Origin of the sequence: Devosia alba (genome assembly GCF_039938915.1) — a bacterium.
Classification (GTDB): domain Bacteria; phylum Pseudomonadota; class Alphaproteobacteria; order Rhizobiales; family Devosiaceae; genus Devosia; species Devosia alba.
This window is the reverse complement of sequence record NZ_JBDUUI010000011.1, coordinates 23,830-43,913: the sequence shown is the minus strand read 5'-3', so window position 1 is coordinate 43,913 and position 20,084 is coordinate 23,830. Positions and strand designations below refer to the sequence as shown.

Here is a 20,084-nt window from a genome sequence, read left to right as displayed (position 1 = left end):
GCCTGGACCTAGCGGTTGAGCCTTGCCTGCGGCACCGGCGCTGGCTTGCCGCTCATGACCGCGGTGACCTGCTCGCCACCGCCAAACAGATTGCCCAACCCACCAAACAGATTGGTCACCGCGCCGTTGACGGCGCCATTCACGGCGGCACTGCGCTCCTTGAGGGCGGCTTCCTCGACGGTTTTCCGCTCGGCTGCGGCCAGGGAGGCGGCCAGGGCCCTTTCGTCGGCCAATTCCTTGGCGACCAGTGCGGCGCTGCGCGTCACGGGGGGGCATGCCCCCATCGGGTTCAGCACACCATTGCCGCTGGCGTTGAAGACATATTGGCGCTCGCAGACGTCCCAGACGGGCGGGTTCTTGTCGAGCTCGAACAGGTCATAGCCTTCCTTGATGTCCTTCCAGAACGCCAGATGCGGGCTGGTCGATTGCTTGGCCAGATTGGTGGGGGTCATCTTGAAGGGGAATATCTGCAGCTGGAAGCTGGAATTGCCGCCCTTGAAGCTCTCGCGGGCCAGCGCATAGATTTCGGCAATGCCGTGATCGGTCATGGCGTAGCAGCCGCGCGAAGAGCAGTCGCCATGCACCATCAACTGCGAGCCGGTGCGGCCGTGCACGCGGTCGAACTTGTTGGGAAAGCCGGTGTTGAAGGCCAGATAGTAGTTGGACTTCGGATTCATCAGGCCGGGCGTGATGGTGTAGAAGCCTTCCGGGCTCTGCCGGTCGCCTTCCTTGATCTTGGGCCCAAGATCGCCGGAAAAGGCACAGATTTCATACGTCTTGAACAGCTTGAACTGGCCGGCGCTGGTGCGCTTCCAGACTTCGAGCACCTGCTCCTGCTTGAAGATGCGGACCATCATGGCGGCGCCGGGCGAGGACCCCATCGCCTTGAGGGCGGAGACGACAGTGCCTTGCAAAGGCTGGTTGTGCCGGTTGCTCGATGATTTGGGCAGGAAGCCGCCGCAAGCGGCGAGGCCAAACACCACCCAGAGCAGGATCAGCACGGAACAGAATTTGCGTAGCATGATGGCGGTCACGATAGGGCAGCCCAATTGCGGGATCAGTGGCTGATCCATAGGGAACAGTGGTTACCCAAGCATGAGAAATGCTGGTGAATGAAGTGTTACCACGGCCGGAAATCCCCAGCTAGCGGGGGATGATCACACAGATGTGTGGCCGGGAAACCGCTGTGGGTGCACAGCGGCGGCGGTTTGGCCTGATTACAGCGCGGTGCCGATGGCCATGAACTTCTCGCGGCGGTGCTCGCGCAGTTCGAGGCGAGACTTGCCGGCGAAGTCGGCAAGGAATTTGGCCAGCGCCTCGCGGGTGGCGGCCATCACGGTTTCGGGGTGGCGGTGGGCGCCGCCCGTCGGCTCGGGAATAATGCCGTCAATCACGCCAAAGCCAAGCAGATCGGTGGCGGTGATCTTCATATTGGTGGCCGCGTCCTGGGCCCGGGCCGCGTCACGCCACAGAATGGTGGCGCCCCCTTCGGGCGAGATCACCGAATAGATGGCGTGTTCCAGCATCAGCACGCGATTGGCCGTGGCGATGGCAATAGCGCCGCCCGAACCGCCTTCGCCGATGACGACGGCGATATTGGGCACGCCCAGTTCGAGTGATTTTTCGGTGGAGCGGGCGATGGCTTCGGCCTGGCCGCGCTCTTCAGCGCCAATGCCGGGATAGGCGCCTGCGGTATCGACCAGCGAGATCACCGGAATGTTGAAGCGGTCGGCCAGTTCCATGATGCGAACGGCCTTGCGGTAGCCTTCGGGGCGGGCCATGCCGAAATTATGCTTGAGGCGGGTCTCGGTGGAATTGCCCTTCTCCTGGCCGATCACGGCCACGGGCTGGCCGTTGAACCGACCGAAGCCGGCCTGGATCGCGGAATCTTCAGCAAATTTGCGATCGCCGGCCATGGGCCGCCATTCGGTAATCAGGGTGTCGATATAGTCGGCGAAGTGCGGGCGCTGCGGATGGCGCGCCACCTGGGTCTTCTGCCAGGGCGTCAGCTTCTTGTAGATTTCAACCAGGGCCTCTTCGGCGCGGCTGGACAGGCGGGAGACCTCCTCGTCAATGCTCACGGCTTGATCGGCTGCGGCCATGGACTTGAGCTCGGCGATCTTGCCTTCAAGATCGGCTACCGGCTTTTCGAAATCGAGATAAGACTGCATTCCACCTGCCCGTTAAGGGTGCCATTGCTGGACCCGTGCATCAGGTCGCTGCTGTTGCGCCCTAAAGTGGCGGGAAAGTGACGATGGTGCAACGGCAAGTCAAGCGGAGACATGGCAAAACCCCGCATGCGGCGCTCGATGCTAACAGTCTGCTCCCCTATTGGGCCGATGGGCTAGGGCTGGTTGAGAGGGTGGTGGGTCTCCACCAGGGTACGCAATTTCTCGTCCAGCACGTGGGTATAGATCTGCGTGGTGGAAATATCGGCGTGGCCAAGCAGCATCTGCACCACACGCAAATCGGCGCCGCCGGCCAGCAAATGGCTGGCAAAGGCATGGCGCAACACATGGGGGGCGACCCGCGCGGCGCCGATTCCGGCGCGGCCGGCCAGGCCCTTGAGATCACGCGCAAATACCTGGCGCGACAGATAGCCCTCGGCGCCGCTGGCCGGGAACAGGAAGGGCCCCGGTTCGAGCGTGGCGAGATAGGCCTTGATGGCGTCGCGGGTCCGGTCGTTGAGCGGCACGATGCGCTCCTTGTTGCCCTTGCCGGTAACGGTGATGAAGCTGGTGTCGCGCATGACGGCGGCGCGGCGCAGGCTGACCAGTTCGGACACCCGCATGCCGGTGGCATAGAGCAGTTCGAGCAGCACATAAAGGCGCAGCGCCCCGGCCTGTTCGGCAGGCGTGCCCTCGGCATTGGCAGCGGCCTCGGCGCTGGTCAAAAGCTTCTCCACCTCGGCTACCGAGAGCACCTTGGGCAGGGCGCGCCGGGTCTTGGGGCTGGCGACAATGCGGGTGGGGTCGTCGCTACGCAGATTGTCGGCGCAGAGGAACTGGTGAAACTGGCGGATGGCCGACAGGCGCCGGGCGCTTGATGATGCCGACAGGCCCTGGGCATAGAGGCTGTCGAGATAGCGCGTCACGGCGTCGCGGTCGCCATTGAGCGGGGTCAGGCCCCGGCCGGCGAGAAAGCCGACATAATCGGTCAGGTCGCGGCGATAGGCGTCGATGGTGTTTTTGGCCGCCCCGCGCTCGGCGCTCATCATTTCGAGAAACGACGCTACCAGATGGCTCATGGGCTCCCCGGTTCCGTTGGGCTCTCCGGTTCCGTTGGGCTTTCCGGTTCGGTTTGGCTGGTCGGCCCGCTGGTGCCGGGGGTGCTGCCGGGCAGGACCGGCGCGCCGCCGCCGAGCAGGTCGCGGGCGGGAATGCGAATGGTGACCTGTTTGGGGGCCGGTTCGACAAACGACACCAGCGCCACCATGCCCGCATAAACAAGGCCAGCCAGAAACAGCAGCGTGATGATAAGGCGGATCAGGGTCGGCATGACGGTCCAATAAACTGCTTTTGCCTAAAATATGGCAGCAAATGGTTTCATTTCCGTAGGGATAAGGCAAGGATGCGCAAGTTCTTGACAGGAGCGGCTGCGGCAGGTTGATAGCGGCCAAATCAGGAGTGCCACTGCTTGACCCGACCCGATCCGGCATTGCGACAGGCCCGCGCCGAGGACCTTGCCGAACGCCTGGCCGGCCGGCCATTGGTGCTGGTGGGCATGATGGGCGCTGGCAAGACCACGGTCGGCCGCCGCCTCGCCACCCGCCTCAAGCGCCAGTTCCTCGACAGTGATGAGGAGATCGAGCGGGCGGCACAGATGAGTATCCCCGAGATTTTCGAGCAGCGCGGCGAGCCCGAATTCCGGGCCGGCGAAACCCGGGTCATTGCCCGGGTGCTCAAGACCGACAATGTGGTGCTGGCGACTGGCGGCGGGGCTTTTGTCAATGCCGAGACCCGTGCGCTGATCAAGGATCGGGCGATTTCGATCTGGCTCAAGGCCGAGATCGATATTCTGTTCGAGCGCGTGTCGCGCCGCGCCAACCGGCCGCTGCTGCAGACCGCCAATCCGCGGGCGACGCTGCAGAAACTGATCGATGACCGCTACCCGATCTATGCCGACGCCGACATCACGGTGGCCAGCCGCGATGTGCCGCAGGATGCGGTGGCCGGTGACGTGGTGGACGCGGTGCTGGCCTATCTCCAACAACAGGACGCCTGATGGCCGATATCGCGCATAGTGTTCATGTCGCCCTGGGCAGCCGCGCCTATGACATTCTGATTGGCGAGCACCTGCTCGATCAGGCCGGCACGATTCTCGCGGAGCGCTTTCCCGGGCGGCGCTATGGCATCATCACCGACGACAATGTCGCGGCGGCGCAGCTGCCCCGGTTGCTGGCTGCGCTCGACGCGGCCGGGCTGAGCCATGGTGAAATCGTGCTGCCGGCCGGCGAGGCCACCAAGTCCTGGGCGCTGCTCGGGCAGGCGGTGGACGGCATTCTGGCGGCGCGGCTGGAGCGCGGGGATCTGATCATCGCGCTGGGCGGCGGGGTGATCGGCGACCTGGCCGGGTTTGCCGCTTCCATTGCGCGACGCGGCATGGGTTTTGTGCAAATGCCGACATCGCTGCTGGCGCAGGTCGACAGCTCGGTGGGCGGCAAGACCGGGATCAATTCGCCGCATGGCAAGAATCTGATCGGGGCCTTCCACCAGCCCAGACTGGTGCTGGCGGACCTCTCCACGCTCGATACGCTCTCGCCCCGCCAGTTCGCTGCGGGCTATGCCGAAGTGGTCAAATACGGGCTGATTGACGACGAAGCGTTCTTTTTCTGGCTCGAAGCCAATCTGGCCGAAATCTTTGCCGGCGGTCCAGCCCGCGGCGAAGCCATTGCCCGCTGCTGCGCGCACAAGGCGCGGGTGGTGATCGAGGACGAAACCGAGCAGGGCGTGCGCGCGCTGCTCAATCTGGGCCATACGTTCGGGCATGCGCTGGAACAGGATACGGGCTATTCTGATCGCCTGTTGCATGGTGAGGGTGTGGCCATCGGTATGGCATTGGCGCATGGCTTTTCCGCCCAGCAGGGTCTGGCACCCAGCCAGGACACCGGTCGCATTGTCGCGCATTTGCAAAAAGCCGGGCTGCCCACCACATTGGCAGATATCCCGGGCACGCTGGGCAGCACCGACGCCCTGATGGCAGCCATTGCCCAGGACAAGAAAGTCAGTCGCGGCGCGTTGACCTTCATCCTCACAAGGGGCATTGGTCAGGCCTTCATCGCCAAGGATGTCGACCCAAAGGCAGTTGCTGGTTTTTTGAATGATAGGCGCGGCTAGGCTTTGTCTGCTACAGGATATGGTCCGGCCGATGGCAGCACCTCGATGGTGAGGGCGTGAACCCGGTCCTTGAGTTCGGCATCAAGCGTTTCCATCACCGCGCGGTGTTGCGCGACGCGGCTTAGCCCGTCAAAATGGGCGGTCGCGATTCTGACACGAAAATGGGTTTCACCCCCTTCGCGCCAGCCGGCATGACCATGATGGAGCATCGATTCGTCGATCACATCGAGGAAGGCAGGGTCAAACCTGCTGGTGAGCTTGGCGGCTATCTTGTCTGTAGCGGACATCGGGCTGACACTTTCTGAATGAACTGAGGCAAGTAATTAGGCGCAATGAAATCGCAATCCAAGCTCTTCGATACTATTCGCATCCGGCCGCGCCGCGAGGAAAAGCCCGCGCCCATTGAACACGTCTGTGAATGGGAAGGCTGCGACAAGGCCGGCGAGTACAAGGCACCCAAAGGGGCACGTGGCCAGGGCCAGTACCACCAGTTCTGCCTTGAGCATGTCCGCCACTACAACACGTCGTTCAACTTCTTTGCCGGCATGGAAAAGGACGAGCTGGACACGGCGCTCCATGCCCCCCCCAAGGCAGAAAGCCGCTCCAGCTTTGCCACCGGCAATCCCGGCGTGCGACCGCGCGCTGCCGCCACTGCCGGCATGCGGCCGGGGGATCGCTATGGTGATCCGTTCGGGGTGTTCGCCAAATATCGCCATCGTCAGGCCCAGCGGCCGGCCGAGGAGCGGGTCAAGCCGCTCAACGAGAATGATCGGCGGGCGCTGGAAACGCTGGGGATCGTCGGCGTGGCCAAGACCGAACAGATCAAGAGCGCCTACAAGACACTGGTCAAGATCCACCACCCCGATGCCAATGGCGGCGACAAATCGTCCGAAGAGCGGCTGCGCACCATCATCGCGGCCTATAGCCACCTGAAAAAAATGGGCTTTATCGGCAACTAGGCTTGCCGGTGCGGTGGCTACCGCATCTGCCACAATGCTGCTATAGAGCGCCCGAGTTTTCTGCCCTCCTGCTTTGATTTTTCGCCAAGAGCTTTGCCATGACTGACTACACCAATCTGCCCGACACCGAATATTCGGCTCGGGAGCTGTTCGGCATTGATACCGACATGAAGGTGATGGGTTACAAGGTTGCCGACAGCCATGTGCCGCCGATCGATCCGGACTATCTGTTCGATCGCAACACGACACTGGCAATTCTGGCCGGCTTTGCCTTCAACCGCCGTGTCATGGTGCAGGGCTATCACGGCACGGGTAAATCCACCCATATCGAGCAGGTCGCGGCGCGGCTGAAATGGCCGCTGGTGCGCGTCAATCTGGACAGTCACGTGTCGCGCATCGATCTGGTGGGCAAGGATGCCATCGTGCTCAAGGATGGCAAGCAGATCACCGAATTCCGTGACGGCATCCTGCCCTGGGCGGTGCAGAACAATGTGGCGCTGGTGTTTGACGAATATGACGCGGGTCGTCCCGATGTGATGTTCGTGATCCAGCGCGTGCTCGAAGTGGCCGGTCGGCTGACCCTGCTCGACCAGAATCGCGTGATCGTGCCGCATCCGGCGTTCCGGCTGTTCTCGACCACCAATACCATTGGTCTGGGCGATACGTCGGGCCTCTATCACGGCACCCAGCAGATCAACCAGGGTCAGATGGACCGCTGGAGCCTGGTCACCACGCTGAACTATCTGCCGCACGACAAGGAAGTCGGCATCGTGCTGGCCAAGAACAAATCCTATGCCGAGACCGAAAAAGGCAAAAAGCTGGTCTCCAACATGGTGCGGCTGGCCGATCTGACGCGCTCGGCGTTCATCAATGGGGATCTGTCCACCGTGATGAGCCCGCGCACCGTGATCACCTGGGCCGAGAATGCCCAGATCTTCGGCGGCGATGTCGGCTTTGCCTTCCGCCTGACCTTCCTCAACAAGTGCGATGAACTTGAACGCCCCGTAGTGGCCGAGTTCTATCAGCGCGTGTTCGGCGAAGACCTGCCCGAATCTTCGGCCAATCTGGCGGTAACCGCCTGATCTAGCCACGACCGCGCCCTTCGACAGGCTCAGGGCGCGGTCTACTATGAATTCTGCGACTTTTTAGTAGACCTCATGGTGAGCCTGTCGAACCACGGGGTCGTGGCACGATGGGCGAGCGGCCCTTCCGGGATATCATGGCACAACCACCGCGCAACAAAGCCAACAAGCCTGACCAGACCCAGCTGTTCAAATCGGCCATGGGGGCAACGGTGCGCGCCATTGGCGCCAAGCCCGATCTGGAGGTGACCTTCACATCCGACCGCCCCTTGCTGACCAGCGACAAGGCGCGGCTGGCCAATTTGCCCCGGCTGCCGACCCGGCGCGATATCGCCATTGCCCGCGGGCAGGGCGACGCCATGGCGATGCGGCTGGCCAGCCATGATCCGGAGGCGCACCGCAAGCGCGCGCCGATGGACCCTACTGCCCGCGCCGCGTTCGATGCGCTGGAGCAGGCCCGCGTCGAGGCGCTGGGCTGCGTGCGGATGCCCGGCATGGTCGGCAATATCAGCGAGATGCTGGAAGACCGGCTGTTCCGCGCCAATTTCGCCGAGGTCGACGACAAGGGCGACGCGCCGATTGCCGAGGCCCTGGGACTGCTGCTGCGGGAAAAACTGGCCGGTGTGCCGGTGCCGCCCTCGGGCCATGCGCTGGTCGATCTGTGGCGCAAGGAGATCGAGGAAAAGGGTGGCAAGTCACTGGAAGATCTGCTGACCCGCTACGAAAACCAGGATGAGTTCTCCAAGGTGGCCAAGATGCTGCTGCGCGATCTCAATCTGGTGCCCGAGAGCGAGTTGAACGACCCTGAGGACGGCGACGAGAACGAGGGCGATGATCAGCAGCCCGATCAGGGCGAAAATTCGGACCAGGCCCCTGAACAGGGCGAAGGCGAGAACGACAGCCAGGACAGCGAGCAGGACGAGCAGGCCGGCGACAGCGAGGAAGCTGGCGATGTCGACGGCATGGATTCGGACATGGCCGATAGTGATGAAGACGCCAGTGCCGATGCCGGTGAAGATGCGCCGATGCCGCCCCCGGGCAAGGATGGCGGCACCGAGCTTTCCAATCAGTTCAATTACAAGGTGTTCACCACCAAATTCGACGAGATCGTCAAGGCGTCTGAGCTGTGCCCGCCCGATGAGCTCGATCAGTTGCGGGCCCTGCTCGACAAGCAGCTGGAAAGCCTGGCGGGCGCGGTGGCGCGGCTGGCCAACAAGCTGCAGCGGCGGCTGATGGCCAAGCAGAATCGCAGCTGGCAGTTCGACCTTGAAGAGGGCCTGCTCGATACGGCACGGCTGACGCGCGTGGTCACCGATCCGATGCAGGCGCTCAGCTTCAAGGTCGAGAACGACACCGATTTCCGCGATACCGTGGTGACGCTGCTGATCGATAATTCGGGTTCGATGCGAGGCCGGCCGATCACCATCGCTGCGATCTGCGGCGACATTCTCGCGCGCACGCTGGAGCGCTGCGGCGTCAAGGTTGAAATTCTCGGCTTCACCACGCGCGCCTGGAAGGGCGGCAAGAGCCGCGAAGCCTGGCTCGAAGCGGGCCGGCCAGCCAATCCGGGGCGCGTCAATGATGTGCGCCACATCATCTACAAGGCCGCTGACGAGCCATGGCGCCATGCACGGCGCAATCTCGGGCTGATGATGCGCGAGGGGCTGCTGAAGGAAAACATCGATGGCGAGGCGCTCGAATGGGCGCGCAAACGCCTGATGGCCCGTCCCGAATCCCGTCGCATCATGATGGTGATCTCCGATGGCGCGCCGGTCGATGACAGCACGCAGTCGGTCAATGCGGGCAATTATCTGGAAGCCCATCTGCGTCAGGTCATTGAGGATATCGAGACCCGCTCGCCCATCCAATTGGTGGCAGTGGGCATTGGCCATGACGTGACGCGCTATTATCGCCGCGCCGTGACGCTGCTGGATGCCGAGGAACTGGCCGGGGCGCTGACCGATGAGCTGGCGGCGCTGTTCGATGAGCAATTGCCCGCCCAAACGCGTCGGCGCGGCCGGCGATGAGGGCCCTCCACGTCAGCCTGGCACTGGCCCTGCTGGCGGGAACCCCACCGCTGACCGCCGCCGAAGTGGCGGTTCGCGCCACGCAGATCAGCAGTTTTGGCGAGACGGTGCTGGATGGGACATTTGGCCAGCTGATCTTCCGCGGTGGCCTGGCGCTGGTGGCGCAGGACGACACGTTTGGCGGCTTGTCGGGGCTGACGTCGACCGGGTCGAATCAGCAGGTCAGTTTCGTGACCGACCGAGGCAGTTTCGTTGCCGGACAACTGGCCTATGATGAATCCGGGCGACTGTTCGGGCTGATCGGGGTGACAGTGGAGCCGATGCAGAACTCCCAGGGCGATCCGCTACCGCGCCAATATGCCAAGGACGCCGAGGGCATTGATACGATCTATCGCAATGGCGAACCGGTCGCCGTACGGGTGGTGTTTGAGCATCTGACGCGGGTGGCCGATTTCGACCTGATCGAGGGGGTCCCGGGGGGGCCGGCGCGCGAGGTCAGCATTCCCCAATGGCTGACCGATCTACGTACCAATGCGTCGCTGGAATCGGTTTGCGTGGCGCCGCCAGCCTCGCCAATTGCCGGATCGACCCTGCTGCTGACTGAAGATCACGACGATGGTGCCGGCCATCACAGCGGCTGGCTGCTGGGACAGGCTGACAAGGGGCCGATCAGCTACCAGAAGGACCCCGTGGTCTATCCCACTGCCTGCGCCTTCCTGCCCAATGGCGATTTGCTGGTGCTTGAACGGGGCGTCTCGATGCTGAGCTTTGCGATGACCTTGCGGCGGGTGGCGGCGGCCGATGTCCGTCCGGGGGCGGTGATGGCCGGGGAGTTGCTGCTGGCGGCCAATGGCAGCGAAATCGACAATATGGAAGCGCTGGCCGTGCACACCGCGCCGGATGGCGAGGTGCGGATACTGATCGGCTCGGACAATAATTTCAACGACTGGCAGCGCAGCCTGCTGCTCGAATTTGCCCTGCCGAACTGAGCGGGGCGGCATTTGGCCGCAGCACGGTCGCACGCAGCCGCCGTCGCGACGGTGGCGGATGGGTCACTGATTCGTAGTTTTTGATTTTGCTGAATTTTTGTGCTATGGTCCGACCAGATGCAGTTCAGCCCGTCACCCAGCCCGTGCCGTCAGGCGCGATTTTTTTGACAACATCGTAGGATGCATGCGCTCCGGGGAAAAGCGGACCTGGCGCGCTTGGGGTTTGCCTGCGCGCGGCGTTCCGTTAGAGCGCCAACAAGTAGCAATGGACGGTCCTGTCCGCAAGGAACTGTCCATTTGGGGTGTCAACAAGGAGTTCCATGAATATGGTAGTCAAGAAGTCACAGCAGCGGCTTGGGTTCAAGACGGGCGAATATGTCGTCTATCCGGCGCATGGCGTCGGCGTCATTGTCTCCATTGAGGAGCAGGAAGTCGCCGGTCTGGTGCTTGAGTTGTTCGTCATCAGCTTTGAGCAGGACAAGCTGACTTTGCGCGTTCCCGTTGCCAAGATCAAGTCCGTCGGCATGCGCAAACTGGCCGATGAAGATCTGGTCACCCATGCCCTGACCACGGTTACCGGTCGGGCCCGCGTCAAGCGCACCATGTGGTCGCGTCGCGCCCAGGAATACGAAGCCAAGATCAATTCGGGCGATCTGATCGCCATCTCTGAAGTCGTGCGCGATCTGTTCCGCTCCGAAGAACAGCCTGAGCAGTCCTATTCGGAACGCCAGCTGTTCGAGCAGGCCATGGACCGCATGAGCCGCGAAATCGGTGTCGTCAACAAGTTGACGCTGACCGAAGCCGTGCAGTTGATCGAAAAGAACCTTGCCAAGTCGCCCAAGCGGACCAAGGACGCTGCGGCCGAAACTGACGAGGAAGCTGCCGCCTGAACGGGCAGCGCTTCGCAACAGACTTGAGAAGGCCGGTGGAGACACCGGCCTTTTTGCTGTCCGGAAATGGCGCGGAGCTGACCGTACGAATGCGGGCATGTTGGCCGGAAGTGCGGTGTCGGATCCTATGCCGTGCGGTTGCTAAACCTGGCCCAGAACATCGCCCAGCCGCGTCGTGGCGCTGCCGGGTTTGAGTGGCTTCTGCTGGCTATCATGGGGGGCCCAGCCGGAGAGCCAGACGATTTCCAGCGTCGCCCGGATCCGCCCATCGGGATCGGAATCGCGCTCTGCATAGGCCTGTGCTGCTGCGGCCAACAGCGCCGGTGAGGCCATGCGGCGGGGGCGGTCGAGCAGCGGGTTGGCAGCGCCGAGCGCCTTGATTTCGGCCATCAGCGCCAGGGGGGTGGGGTAGCGTACGATATGGGTCTCGACGTCAGCCACCGGCAGCGCCAGCCCGGCACGCTGCAGCAAGGCGCCGCCGTCGCGCACCTGCAGCATGGGGGCAATGCGGGCCGATGCGCCGCCATACACCATTGCATCTGCGGCCAAAAAAGCTTCGCGCAGTTCGGTCAGTGTGTCGCCACCCAGGGTGGCAACCAGCAGCAGACCATCGGGCGCCAGCCGGGCGCGCAGGCGAGCGAGATAGCCCGGGACATCATTGACGGCCTGCAGGTGCAGGATGGAGACGATCAGATTGTAGTCATCGCCCGTCAGCGCCGGCACATCATCCTCACCAGCAAAGGCGGCGTAACGCTCGAAGGCAAACCGGGCACTGGCGGCCTGGCCAAAGGAAGGCAGTTTATCGATATCGGGGCCGATGATGGCGGCGCGGGGAAAGTCACGGATCAGGGCGGCGAGGCGATCCTCGAGGTCGGCCAGCACCAGATCGGTGACAAAATTGCCGAGCTCAGTGCGGCGCGCCAGATGCTGGCTGATGAGCGGGGTATCGAAAATACGCGGTGGCTGGCTCATGATGACTTGCGGCCGTTTGCTGACGTGGCACTATGGTGGCGTTATGCAGAGCGCTGACGGGCTTGTCAAAAGCGAGGGATGGCGCCGCCGCCTTGCTGTCGGGGCGCGGTTGCTGGGTCATGGCTTGCTCGATCTGGTGTATCCCCCGGTTTGCCTCAATTGCGATGCGCCGACGGCGACACCCGACACGTTGTGCCCACTCTGCTTTGCCCAATTGCGGCCGATCACCGCGCCGCTGTGTCCGCGCCTGGGGCTGCCGTTTGCGGTGTCGCTGGGTGGCGAGTCGCTGTCCGCCGAGGCATTGGCCGATCCGCCCCCATTCGGTCGGGCGCGGGCGGCGGTGATCTACAATGATGTGGCCGGCACGATCGTGTCGCGGCTCAAATATGGCGATAGACCCGAGTTGGCGCGGTTCTGCGCACGGCTGATGGCCGGCGCCGGCCATGAATTATGGGCAGACCAGCCGGTTTTGGTGCCGGTGCCGCTGCATCGGGCACGGCAACGGGCGCGGCGATACAACCAATCCGGCGAACTGGCCGTGCTGCTGGGGCAGTTCACGGGGCTGGCGGTTGATGCGAGCCTGGTGCAGCGGATCCGCAAGACCAGGCAACAGGTTGGGCTCAGTGGTGACGGCCGGCAGCGCAATGTTGCCGGAGCATTCGCCGTCCCGCCCGAGGCGATGATCCGGCTAGCGGGCCGGCGGGTGGTACTGGTCGACGATGTCTACACCACCGGCGCCACGACCAAGGCCGCAACGCGCGCTTTGCTCAAGTCCGGCGCGGCAGTTGTCGACGTCGTGACATTCGCCCGCGTTGTTATTGGTGCCGACTTGCCCATATAAGAGAGCAAACACCCGTATTTCTGGGAGAAATTTCAATTGGCTACCATCGAAGTCTATACCACGCCCACCTGCCCCTATTGCCACGCCGCCAAGGCACTGCTGGCGGACAAGGGCGTCGATTTCACCGAGATCACGGTGCTCGATCCGGCGCAGCGTGAAAGCATGACGCAGCGCGCCAATGGTCGTCGTACCGTGCCGCAGATCTTTATCGATAGCGCCCATATTGGCGGCTATGACGACATGGCCGCACTCGACCGTCGGGGTGGTCTTGATCCGCTGCTGAAGCGCTAGTTTGCCGATGAAAATTGCCGCCATCCAGATGCGTTCTGGGCCCGACCCCAAGGTCAATCTCGCCGCGCTGGAGCCATTGCTGGCCGAGGCGGCGGCGGCGGGCGCGCGCTATGTGCTGACGCCTGAGGTGACGATGGCCTTTGCGGAAAACCGCGCCGGGCTGGCCGAGGTGGCGGCGCCGTTTGACGCCGATCCGCAATTGCAACGCGTCGGTGAACTGGCCGCGCAGCATGGCATGTATGTCCATGTCGGCTCGCTGGCGGTGCCGGTGGAAGACGGGCGTTTCGCCAACCGCTCGGTGCTGTTCGGACCTGATGGGGCGACCATTGCCACCTATGACAAGATCCATCTGTTTGACGCCACGATCGCCGGGCTCAATGCCTATCGGGAAAGCGACACCTATCGCGGCGGCGAGATAGCGGTGACGGCGCCGGTGGATGAATTTATCCTGGGCATGGCGATCTGCTACGACATGCGCTTTCCTCAGCTGTTTCATGCCTTGGCCCAGGCTGGGGCCGGTCTGATGGCCGTGCCGGCCGCGTTCACGGTACCGACCGGTCAGGCCCATTGGCACGTGCTGCTCCGCGCTCGGGCGATCGAGACTGGATCCTATGTGATAGCGGCGGCGCAGGGCGGTCAGCATGCCAATGGCCGGGAGACCTATGGGCATTCCCTCATTATCGACCCCTGGGGGCGCATAGTGGCCGAACTCGACCACGATGCCCCCGGCATTCTCGTGGCGGACATCGCCGCCGATCAGGTCGCTGATGCCCGTGCCCGCATTCCAGCTCTGGCCAATACGCGTCCGTTTGCCGGACCCCAAGCATTGCCGCTCTAGGCGTGCGCCTTCTATAGTCGAGACAGTGGGCCATCGGGCCCGAGAGAAATCTGATCGTGATCCAGTATGCCCTGCAATGTTCAAACGGCCACCAGTTCGACGCCTGGTTCGGCAACGCTGCGGCGTTTGATGACCAGCAGCGCCGAGGCCTCGTCACCTGTGTGGTGTGTGGTGACGGAGCGGTTGAGAAGGCGCTGATGGCCCCAGCCCTGACCCGCCCTGCTGGGGACAAGGTGGCCGTCAGTGCAGGGCATCCGGACGCGGCCAAGATCCGCGAATTGTTGCGGGCCTATCGGCACAAGGTTACCAGCGAGGCCGACTATGTTGGCAACAAGTTTGCCGAAGAGGCGCGCAAGATCCATTTTGAAGAGGTTGAGGCGCGCGGTATCTATGGCGAGGCGACGCGTGATGAGGTCGTCGGGTTGGCCGAGGATGGTATCGAGTTCCTGCCGCTGCCCGACCTGCCCGAAGAGCACAACTAGACCCGATCGACGCCGGGTCCGCCGCTGAGCCCCACGCTCGATCTGTGCACCGTTCCAGGCGTCCGACGCCACTGGATGGCGCGCGACCCCACTAATCATCAGGAACAGAACAGATCCGGGAACTTCTTGGCCAGCTTGGGCACTGCGTTCAATACTTCATGCAAATGTACCCGCATCGCCTCATCAGCCAAACTCGCATCGCCCGCCTCAATTGCATCGACGATGCGTCGGTGCTGGTCCACGATGACGTCAAGGGGCGTTGCGTCGGGTAGAGACAGGAAGCGGACGCGATCCATCTGAGCTCTCAGATTCTCCAGAACCCGCCAGGCGTGTTCCCGGTTCGCCAGACCAGCAATGGTCTGGTGGAAGGCCTCGTCAAGTCGCAGAAAGTTCAGATTGTCGGCTTCATCAAGCGCGGCCTGTTCGGCAATGATTGATCGCAGCTTCTGAACATCGGCCGGCGTTGCCTGCCTGGCGGCCTGATGCACGATGGCAATTTCTATGGCCTCACGCAGAAAGCGCGCGTTCTCGACCTCCGCCAGCGAGATCAGTTTAACAAACGTGCCGCGCTGCGGTCGAATTTCGACCAGCCCGACCTCGGCCAGTTTGATGAACGCTTCGCGCACCGGCTGTCGCGAGACGCCCAACTGGCGGGCCACTTCGACCTCGGACAGCGGACTTCCCGGCCGCAATTGCAGTTGGACGATTGCCTGGCGCAAGGCGTTAAAGGCCCGGTTTCCGGCCGTTGCTGCCCGGATCTGGAGGTCATCATCGGCCAGGGTACTAAGAAAATCTGTGCTCATATTGACACCTGCAATACTACCATACTAGCCTACTAGCAAGCGGTTGAGGAACGGCCGCAGGAGGAACCCATGAAACATACCCTGACAAGCGCACTATTTGTTGCCGGATTCGTAATTGCATCCGGCATACCGGTTTTTGCAGCAGACCACACGTTGAGCGTCAACACGGCGCTGGCGACGTCTGATCCTCTCTACAAGGGTCTGGAGAGCTTCCGCGATGGCGTGGCAGCGGCGAGCGACGGCAAGATTGAAATCAAGCTGTTTCCCAATTCCCAGCTCGGCCCTGATGAGGACGTGCTTGAGCAAGCGCGTGCTGGCGCGCCGGTTGCCGTGATCGTCGATGGCGGGCGCCTGGCCACCTATGTCAACGAGTTCGGCGTGCTCGGTGCGCCCTATCTGGCCAATGGCTATGATGGCATTCGCAAGGTCGTCACCTCGGATCTGTTTGAAGGTTGGGTCGGCAAGCTGCAGGACGAAGCCCAGCTTCAGGTTCTCAGCTTCAACTGGTGGCAAGGCGAGCGCCAGCTCTGGACAAGAAAGAGCATTGCTACGCCCGACGACCTTGCCGGCCTGCGCATGCGCACGCCCGGGGCGCCGGTCTGGATGGAGACGGTAGCCGCAATGGGGGCTGTTGCCACGCCGATGCCTTTCGCCGATGTCTATTCGGCGCTGCAGCAGCACGTGATCGACGCGGTAGAAGCTCAGCTTCCCGCCGGTCAGGGCTCCAAGCTGTTCGAGGTCACCGATCACCTGACCAAGACCGCCCATATCAACCTGATCACCGGCATGGTGACCAGCGGAGAATGGTTTGACGGGCTCCCGGCCGAGCTGCAGGTCGTGTTGCGTGAGGAAGCGCTCAAGGCTGGCGACGTCGGCTCCTATGGCACGCGGGACTCGCTGGCGCAGATTGAAGAGGAGCTCAAGGCAGCCGGCATGACGGTTGAAGAGGTCGATGTCGACGTGTTCCGCAAGGCAACGGCGGGCGTTTACGACAAGCTTGGCTATGGCGAATTGCGCGATACCGTTCAGGCTATCGCCGCTCAATAGTCCTGAAACCTCTCAAGGCCCCGGGACATCGGTCCCGGGGCCAGGATATTTGATATGTTAAAGCGCCTCACGCAGTTTGAATTTCTGGTCGCTGCCCTGCTGCTGCTCATCATTTGCTGTCTCGTGTTTGGCGCCGCTGTCATGCGGTTTTTCGGCCACCCCCTGATCTGGTCAGTGGATATGGCCCAGTTGCTGTTCATCTGGCTCTGCATGATTGGCGCCACCCGTGCCATGCGGGACAAAGCCCATATCGGGATCGATCTGGTGGTTCGCTACTTGCCGCGCCGGGCCCGGTTCTGGCTGGAAATGGCGATGTCAGTGGTGATCCTGGTATTTTTTGGCTTTCTGACCAGCGAGGGGACGCGGCTGACATTGATGAATCAGGAGCGGCGGTTCGGCGACAGCGGGCTGAGCTATGGCTGGGTGACGGCTGCGGTGCCGGTCGGCTGCGTGATGCTGGGGATCGCCCTGATCTACAATATGTGGCGGGCCTGGACGCAGCGCCGCGACGGGCAATCGCTGGTGTACTCGCGCTCTGCCGCTGAAGCCAGCATTACGGAAATATAACATGGCCCTGATTTCGATACTGTTTTTTGTGCTGATGTTTCTCGGCGCGCCAGTGGCGTTCGCCATCGGCATATCCGGCTTCACGTTCTTCATGACCGAGCAGTCGATGCCGATCTCTATCGCGGTGCAGAAAATTGCCACGATGAGCCAGAGTTTTCCATTGCTGGCAGTGCCGTTCTTCGTCTTTTCCGGTCACCTGATGAATGAGAGCGGCATTACCGACCGTCTGTTCAAATTCGCCCATATCTCGGTGGGCTGGATGGCCGGCGGGCTGGGTCAGATTGCTATCGTTCTGTCGACCCTGATGGGCGGCGTTTCAGGATCAGCGGTGGCCGATGCCGCGATGGAGGCCCGCATTCTGGGGCCATCCATGATTGCCAGGGGTTACAGCAAGGGCTTTTCAGCGGCCGTGATTGCCGTCGGCTCGCTGATCACCGCCACCATCCCACCCTCGATCGGGCTCATCCTTTATGGCTATGTCGGCAATGTCTCGATTGGGCGGCTGTTTCTGGCGGGTGTCATTCCAGGGTTGCTGATGATGGTCGGCCTGATGCTGACGACCTATTTGATCGCCAAGCGCCGCGGCTATGTGGTGGCCGAAGCCAAAAGGCCGACTCTGAAGGCGCTGGGCAGTGCGGCGTGGGGGGCGAAATGGGCCTTGCTGTTTCCCGTAGCCCTGCTGGTGACCATTCGCGGCGGCGTGTTCACGCCGTCGGAAGTGGGCGCCTTCGCCGTGGTTTACGCGGTGGTCGTGGGCACGGTTCTGCATCAGGAACTGAGCTTTGAGAAGTTCAAGCGCGCCATTTCCCATGCCGTGGCCGATATCGGCCTGATCATGATCATTATTCTGATGTCGGGCATGGTTGGCTTCGCCATAATCTACCTGCAGGTGCCGCAGGGCATTTCAAGCTGGATGCTCACCGGCATCAGTGAGCCCAATCTCATCATCCTGATGGTGCTGTTCTTCCTCCTGATTGCCGGTTTCTTTGTCGAAAGCACCGTGCTGGTGCTGCTGCTGACACCCATCTTTGTGCCCGTTGTCACCGCTGCTGGTATCGACCCCGTGCATTTTGGCATCCTGATGATGTCAATTGTCACGCTTGGGGGCATGACCCCGCCGGTCGGGGTCGCCATGTTCGCGGTGTGCTCGCTGATGAACGTCAAGATCGAGGAGTACACGATCGAGGCTCTGCCCTTCATCGCAACCGTGTTGGCGCTGATTATCGCCCTGCTGTTTCTGCCCGGCGTGGTGTTGTGGCTGCCCAACCTTGCCTTTGGCGGCTAGATTGAAGGATACCCCATGAGACAGACATGGCGCTGGTTTGGCCCGCCGGACCTGACCACCATCGATGACGTCGTGCAGACCGGCGCGGAGGGCGTCGTTACGGCCCTGCACCATGTCCCCTATGGTGCAGTGTGGACACCCCAGGAAATCGCCCTGCGGCAGCAGCAAGTCGCAACGCGCCGCGACGGCACACCCTCCGGTCTGGCGTGGGAGGTGGTGGAAAGCCTGCCGGTCTCCGAGGCCATCAAGCAGCAGGAAGGTGCCTGGCGCGAGCACATCGCCAACTACAAGACGTCGTTGCAGAACATTGCCGCCGCCGGCATTGAGGTGGTTTGCTACAATTTCATGCCGGTGCTGGATTGGAGCCGCACCGATCTGCGCCACCGCCTGCCGTCAGGGGCGACCTGCATGCGGTTCGATATCAATGATTTTGCGGCTTTCGACATTCATATCCTGGCGCGGCCGGGCGCGGTCGAGGATTTCCCCGAGTCCGTGGTGGCGATGGCGGCGCAGCGCTTTGGGGCCATGAGCGAGGCACAGCGTCTGGCGATCGGGCGAAATGTAACGATGGGCCTGCCGGGCGCCACGGCTGGACTGACGCTTGATGAGATGCGGGCGCACCTCATCGCTTATGACGGCATCACGCCGGACCGGTTGCGGCAGCACTTTGTGGATTTCCTCAGCGAGATCGTGCCGGTTGCCGAACAGCTTGGCGTGCGGCTCTGCTGTCATCCGGACGACCCACCATTTGCCTTGCTGGGATTGCCGCGCATCATGTCGACCGAGGCCGACTATCAGACCATTCTTGCAGCGGTAGACAGTCCGGCCAATGGGATGACGCTATGCTCGGGTTCGCTCGGCGCACGCTCCGACAACGACTTGCCCGGCATGATGCGACGGTTGGGGAGCAAGGTGCATTTTATCCACTTGCGCAATGTGAAACGCGAGACGGCGGCCCAGTTCGGCTCCTTCTTTGAAGCTGAGCATCTCAATGGCGATGTCGATATGGTCGCCCTGATTGCCGAGATTGTCGCGGAGGAGCGCTCCCGCAAGGCTCAAGGCCGCAGCGACGCTTCCATCCCAATGCGACCCGATCACGGCCAGGACATTCTCGATGATCTCAACCGTTCAGCGCAGCCGGGCTACCCCACGATCGGGCGTTTGAAGGGGCTGGCGGAGCTGCGAGGAGTATTTGCTGCGCTGGAGCGACAGCAATAGCAATAGCCCTGGCCTTCAAGTTTCCGGTATTTCGAGTCGCTCAACCACGGACACGACGAAATCGTAGGTTTTCCGATCTTCCATAATGGCGAAATCGATGTTGCCATTTTTGAGGTTCTCAAGAAGGGCATTGCGCGCCGCTATGGCGACGTCCTTGTCACTAGTTTCTTCTATATATTTCAGCAGGAACCCCAAGCTGAGGTAGAGCGAATTGACGGCTATCTTGATTACTTCAAGATCAGCGCCAGAGGGGACTTCACTGTCATCGGTCATTTTCTATCCTGATCAAGATCGCCGGGCCAACCCGGCGAAATTGCGTGGGATTGGAGAGCGGCAGCAAGAGTGGCCTGCTAGCAAAATGGCCGGGAGCGCCATTTGTTCCCCTCAGGCAATCCCGGTCATGTGTGAGGCAAGCAGATCTCGGCCTGGGACAGATCGCCGGGTTGGCAAAAGCGGC

23 protein-coding genes are annotated in these 20,084 nt (G+C 62.3%); 15 read left to right on the top strand and 8 right to left on the bottom strand.

The genetic code is table 11. The features are described 5' to 3' along the window. Positions 1 to 8: 8 nt before the first annotated feature. From ABFY71_RS15215 to ABFY71_RS15200, 4 genes are all read right to left on the bottom strand, one after another. Positions 9 to 1,022, bottom strand: a complete 1,014-nt coding sequence (locus ABFY71_RS15215; protein WP_347946833.1) for a L,D-transpeptidase family protein — start codon at positions 1,020 to 1,022, stop codon at positions 9 to 11. 195 nt (positions 1,023 to 1,217) lie between these two features. Beyond that, on the bottom strand, positions 1,218 to 2,171 hold the full coding sequence (locus tag ABFY71_RS15210) for an acetyl-CoA carboxylase carboxyltransferase subunit alpha (RefSeq protein WP_347946832.1): 954 nt from the start codon (positions 2,169 to 2,171) through the stop codon (positions 1,218 to 1,220). A 173-nt stretch (positions 2,172 to 2,344) separates the two neighbouring features. Beyond that, positions 2,345 to 3,247 carry a site-specific tyrosine recombinase XerD gene (locus ABFY71_RS15205; protein ID WP_347946831.1) on the bottom strand — a complete coding sequence of 301 codons (903 nt, stop codon included), beginning with the start codon at positions 3,245 to 3,247 and terminating at the stop codon, positions 2,345 to 2,347. After that, positions 3,244 to 3,498, bottom strand: a complete 255-nt coding sequence (locus ABFY71_RS15200) for a hypothetical protein (protein WP_347946830.1) — start codon at positions 3,496 to 3,498, stop codon at positions 3,244 to 3,246. The genes ABFY71_RS15205 and ABFY71_RS15200 overlap by 4 nt, the downstream gene beginning before the upstream one ends. 138 nt (positions 3,499 to 3,636) lie before the next feature. Between ABFY71_RS15200 and ABFY71_RS15195 the strand changes: the two genes are divergently transcribed. Continuing rightward, positions 3,637 to 4,224, top strand: a complete 588-nt coding sequence (locus ABFY71_RS15195; protein WP_347946829.1) for a shikimate kinase — start codon at positions 3,637 to 3,639, stop codon at positions 4,222 to 4,224. Continuing rightward, positions 4,224 to 5,336 (top strand): 3-dehydroquinate synthase, encoded by a 1,113-nt coding sequence (gene aroB / locus ABFY71_RS15190; RefSeq protein ID WP_347946828.1) that lies wholly within the window; start codon positions 4,224 to 4,226, stop codon positions 5,334 to 5,336. The genes ABFY71_RS15195 and aroB overlap by 1 nt, the downstream gene beginning before the upstream one ends. Here the strand turns inward: aroB and ABFY71_RS15185 are convergent. Then, a complete protein-coding gene (locus tag ABFY71_RS15185) occupies positions 5,333 to 5,623 on the bottom strand; it encodes a BolA family protein (protein ID WP_347946827.1) in 291 nt (96 codons plus the stop codon). The genes aroB and ABFY71_RS15185 overlap by 4 nt on opposite strands. Before the next feature lie 45 nt (positions 5,624 to 5,668). Here ABFY71_RS15185 and ABFY71_RS15180 point away from each other — a divergent pair, with 45 nt between their 5' ends. The 5 genes from ABFY71_RS15180 to ABFY71_RS15160 all read left to right on the top strand — a co-directional run bounded on the left by ABFY71_RS15180 (position 5,669) and on the right by ABFY71_RS15160 (position 11,283). Next, positions 5,669 to 6,295, top strand: a complete 627-nt coding sequence (locus tag ABFY71_RS15180; RefSeq protein WP_347946826.1) for a J domain-containing protein — start codon at positions 5,669 to 5,671, stop codon at positions 6,293 to 6,295. Positions 6,296 to 6,393: 98 nt separating this feature from the next. Then, the gene (gene cobS, locus ABFY71_RS15175; RefSeq protein WP_305579103.1) at positions 6,394 to 7,377 is read left to right on the top strand and encodes a cobaltochelatase subunit CobS; all 984 of its coding nucleotides are present in this window, start codon (positions 6,394 to 6,396) and stop codon (positions 7,375 to 7,377) included. 137 nt (positions 7,378 to 7,514) lie between these two features. Further along, positions 7,515 to 9,404, top strand: a complete 1,890-nt coding sequence (cobT, locus tag ABFY71_RS15170) for a cobaltochelatase subunit CobT (protein ID WP_347946825.1) — start codon at positions 7,515 to 7,517, stop codon at positions 9,402 to 9,404. Beyond that, positions 9,401 to 10,393, top strand: a complete 993-nt coding sequence (locus ABFY71_RS15165) for an esterase-like activity of phytase family protein (RefSeq protein WP_347946824.1) — start codon at positions 9,401 to 9,403, stop codon at positions 10,391 to 10,393. Before cobT ends, ABFY71_RS15165 begins: the two co-directional genes overlap by 4 nt. 326 nt (positions 10,394 to 10,719) lie before the next feature. Then, positions 10,720 to 11,283, top strand: a complete 564-nt coding sequence (locus ABFY71_RS15160) for a CarD family transcriptional regulator (RefSeq protein WP_347946823.1) — start codon at positions 10,720 to 10,722, stop codon at positions 11,281 to 11,283. Between the two features lie 141 nt (positions 11,284 to 11,424). Here the strand turns inward: ABFY71_RS15160 and ABFY71_RS15155 are convergent, their stop codons facing one another. After that, a complete protein-coding gene (locus tag ABFY71_RS15155) occupies positions 11,425 to 12,255 on the bottom strand; it encodes a methyltransferase domain-containing protein (RefSeq protein WP_347946822.1) in 831 nt (276 codons plus the stop codon). A 43-nt stretch (positions 12,256 to 12,298) separates the two neighbouring features. Between ABFY71_RS15155 and ABFY71_RS15150 the strand changes: the two genes are divergently transcribed. Genes ABFY71_RS15150 through ABFY71_RS15135 form a run of 4 tightly spaced genes read left to right on the top strand, consistent with a single transcriptional unit; the run spans position 12,299 to position 14,707 of the window. After that, a complete protein-coding gene (locus tag ABFY71_RS15150) occupies positions 12,299 to 13,096 on the top strand; it encodes a ComF family protein (RefSeq protein WP_347946821.1) in 798 nt (265 codons plus the stop codon). Between the two features lie 36 nt (positions 13,097 to 13,132). Beyond that, on the top strand, positions 13,133 to 13,387 hold the full coding sequence (gene grxC, locus ABFY71_RS15145) for a glutaredoxin 3 (protein WP_305579093.1): 255 nt from the start codon (positions 13,133 to 13,135) through the stop codon (positions 13,385 to 13,387). 7 nt (positions 13,388 to 13,394) lie between these two features. Next, entirely contained in the window at positions 13,395 to 14,225 is an 831-nt protein-coding gene (locus ABFY71_RS15140) for a carbon-nitrogen hydrolase family protein (protein ID WP_347946902.1), read from the top strand. Between the two features lie 56 nt (positions 14,226 to 14,281). Further along, complete coding sequence (locus ABFY71_RS15135; RefSeq protein ID WP_347946820.1) at positions 14,282 to 14,707, top strand: DUF1178 family protein; 426 nt, start codon at positions 14,282 to 14,284, stop codon at positions 14,705 to 14,707. 98 nt (positions 14,708 to 14,805) lie between these two features. On the opposite strand, the gene ABFY71_RS15130 is transcribed toward ABFY71_RS15135, so the two are convergent. Further along, complete coding sequence (locus ABFY71_RS15130; RefSeq protein ID WP_347946819.1) at positions 14,806 to 15,510, bottom strand: GntR family transcriptional regulator; 705 nt, start codon at positions 15,508 to 15,510, stop codon at positions 14,806 to 14,808. 69 nt (positions 15,511 to 15,579) lie between these two features. Between ABFY71_RS15130 and ABFY71_RS15125 the strand changes: the two genes are divergently transcribed. The 4 genes from ABFY71_RS15125 to uxuA are packed head-to-tail and all read left to right on the top strand — an operon-like array spanning position 15,580 to position 19,627. Then, the gene (locus tag ABFY71_RS15125; protein WP_347946818.1) at positions 15,580 to 16,557 is read left to right on the top strand and encodes a C4-dicarboxylate TRAP transporter substrate-binding protein; all 978 of its coding nucleotides are present in this window, start codon (positions 15,580 to 15,582) and stop codon (positions 16,555 to 16,557) included. A gap of 54 nt (positions 16,558 to 16,611) precedes the next feature. Next, positions 16,612 to 17,124 carry a TRAP transporter small permease gene (locus tag ABFY71_RS15120; protein ID WP_347946817.1) on the top strand — a complete coding sequence of 171 codons (513 nt, stop codon included), beginning with the start codon at positions 16,612 to 16,614 and terminating at the stop codon, positions 17,122 to 17,124. A gap of 1 nt (position 17,125) precedes the next feature. Then, positions 17,126 to 18,409 carry a TRAP transporter large permease gene (locus ABFY71_RS15115; RefSeq protein ID WP_305579083.1) on the top strand — a complete coding sequence of 428 codons (1,284 nt, stop codon included), beginning with the start codon at positions 17,126 to 17,128 and terminating at the stop codon, positions 18,407 to 18,409. A gap of 15 nt (positions 18,410 to 18,424) precedes the next feature. After that, positions 18,425 to 19,627: a mannonate dehydratase gene (uxuA, locus tag ABFY71_RS15110; protein WP_347946816.1), complete on the top strand. Its 1,203-nt coding sequence runs from the start codon at positions 18,425 to 18,427 to the stop codon at positions 19,625 to 19,627. Between the two features lie 15 nt (positions 19,628 to 19,642). Here the strand turns inward: uxuA and ABFY71_RS15105 are convergent, their stop codons facing one another. After that, positions 19,643 to 19,900 carry a hypothetical protein gene (locus ABFY71_RS15105; RefSeq protein WP_347946815.1) on the bottom strand — a complete coding sequence of 86 codons (258 nt, stop codon included), beginning with the start codon at positions 19,898 to 19,900 and terminating at the stop codon, positions 19,643 to 19,645. Positions 19,901 to 20,084: the final 184 nt, after the last annotated feature.

Excerpts from the sequence above, each read along its gene's own strand:
- ABFY71_RS15215 (WP_347946833.1), bottom strand. The coding sequence starts at position 1,022 with ATGCTACGCAAATTCTGTTCCGTGCTGATCCTGCTCTGGGTGGTGTTT.
- ABFY71_RS15210 (WP_347946832.1), bottom strand. The coding sequence starts at position 2,171 with ATGCAGTCTTATCTCGATTTCGAAAAGCCGGTAGCCGATCTTGAAGGC.
- ABFY71_RS15205 (WP_347946831.1), bottom strand. The coding sequence starts at position 3,247 with ATGAGCCATCTGGTAGCGTCGTTTCTCGAAATGATGAGCGCCGAGCGC.
- ABFY71_RS15200 (WP_347946830.1), bottom strand. The coding sequence starts at position 3,498 with ATGCCGACCCTGATCCGCCTTATCATCACGCTGCTGTTTCTGGCTGGC.
- aroB (WP_347946828.1), top strand. The coding sequence starts at position 4,224 with ATGGCCGATATCGCGCATAGTGTTCATGTCGCCCTGGGCAGCCGCGCC.
- ABFY71_RS15185 (WP_347946827.1), bottom strand. The coding sequence starts at position 5,623 with ATGTCCGCTACAGACAAGATAGCCGCCAAGCTCACCAGCAGGTTTGAC.
- ABFY71_RS15180 (WP_347946826.1), top strand. The coding sequence starts at position 5,669 with ATGAAATCGCAATCCAAGCTCTTCGATACTATTCGCATCCGGCCGCGC.
- cobS (WP_305579103.1), top strand. The coding sequence starts at position 6,394 with ATGACTGACTACACCAATCTGCCCGACACCGAATATTCGGCTCGGGAG.
- cobT (WP_347946825.1), top strand. The coding sequence starts at position 7,515 with ATGGCACAACCACCGCGCAACAAAGCCAACAAGCCTGACCAGACCCAG.
- ABFY71_RS15165 (WP_347946824.1), top strand. The coding sequence starts at position 9,401 with ATGAGGGCCCTCCACGTCAGCCTGGCACTGGCCCTGCTGGCGGGAACC.
- ABFY71_RS15160 (WP_347946823.1), top strand. The coding sequence starts at position 10,720 with ATGGTAGTCAAGAAGTCACAGCAGCGGCTTGGGTTCAAGACGGGCGAA.
- ABFY71_RS15155 (WP_347946822.1), bottom strand. The coding sequence starts at position 12,255 with ATGAGCCAGCCACCGCGTATTTTCGATACCCCGCTCATCAGCCAGCAT.
- ABFY71_RS15150 (WP_347946821.1), top strand. The coding sequence starts at position 12,299 with ATGCAGAGCGCTGACGGGCTTGTCAAAAGCGAGGGATGGCGCCGCCGC.
- ABFY71_RS15140 (WP_347946902.1), top strand. The coding sequence starts at position 13,395 with ATGAAAATTGCCGCCATCCAGATGCGTTCTGGGCCCGACCCCAAGGTC.
- ABFY71_RS15130 (WP_347946819.1), bottom strand. The coding sequence starts at position 15,510 with ATGAGCACAGATTTTCTTAGTACCCTGGCCGATGATGACCTCCAGATC.
- ABFY71_RS15125 (WP_347946818.1), top strand. The coding sequence starts at position 15,580 with ATGAAACATACCCTGACAAGCGCACTATTTGTTGCCGGATTCGTAATT.
- ABFY71_RS15120 (WP_347946817.1), top strand. The coding sequence starts at position 16,612 with ATGTTAAAGCGCCTCACGCAGTTTGAATTTCTGGTCGCTGCCCTGCTG.
- ABFY71_RS15115 (WP_305579083.1), top strand. The coding sequence starts at position 17,126 with ATGGCCCTGATTTCGATACTGTTTTTTGTGCTGATGTTTCTCGGCGCG.
- uxuA (WP_347946816.1), top strand. The coding sequence starts at position 18,425 with ATGAGACAGACATGGCGCTGGTTTGGCCCGCCGGACCTGACCACCATC.
- ABFY71_RS15105 (WP_347946815.1), bottom strand. The coding sequence starts at position 19,900 with ATGACCGATGACAGTGAAGTCCCCTCTGGCGCTGATCTTGAAGTAATC.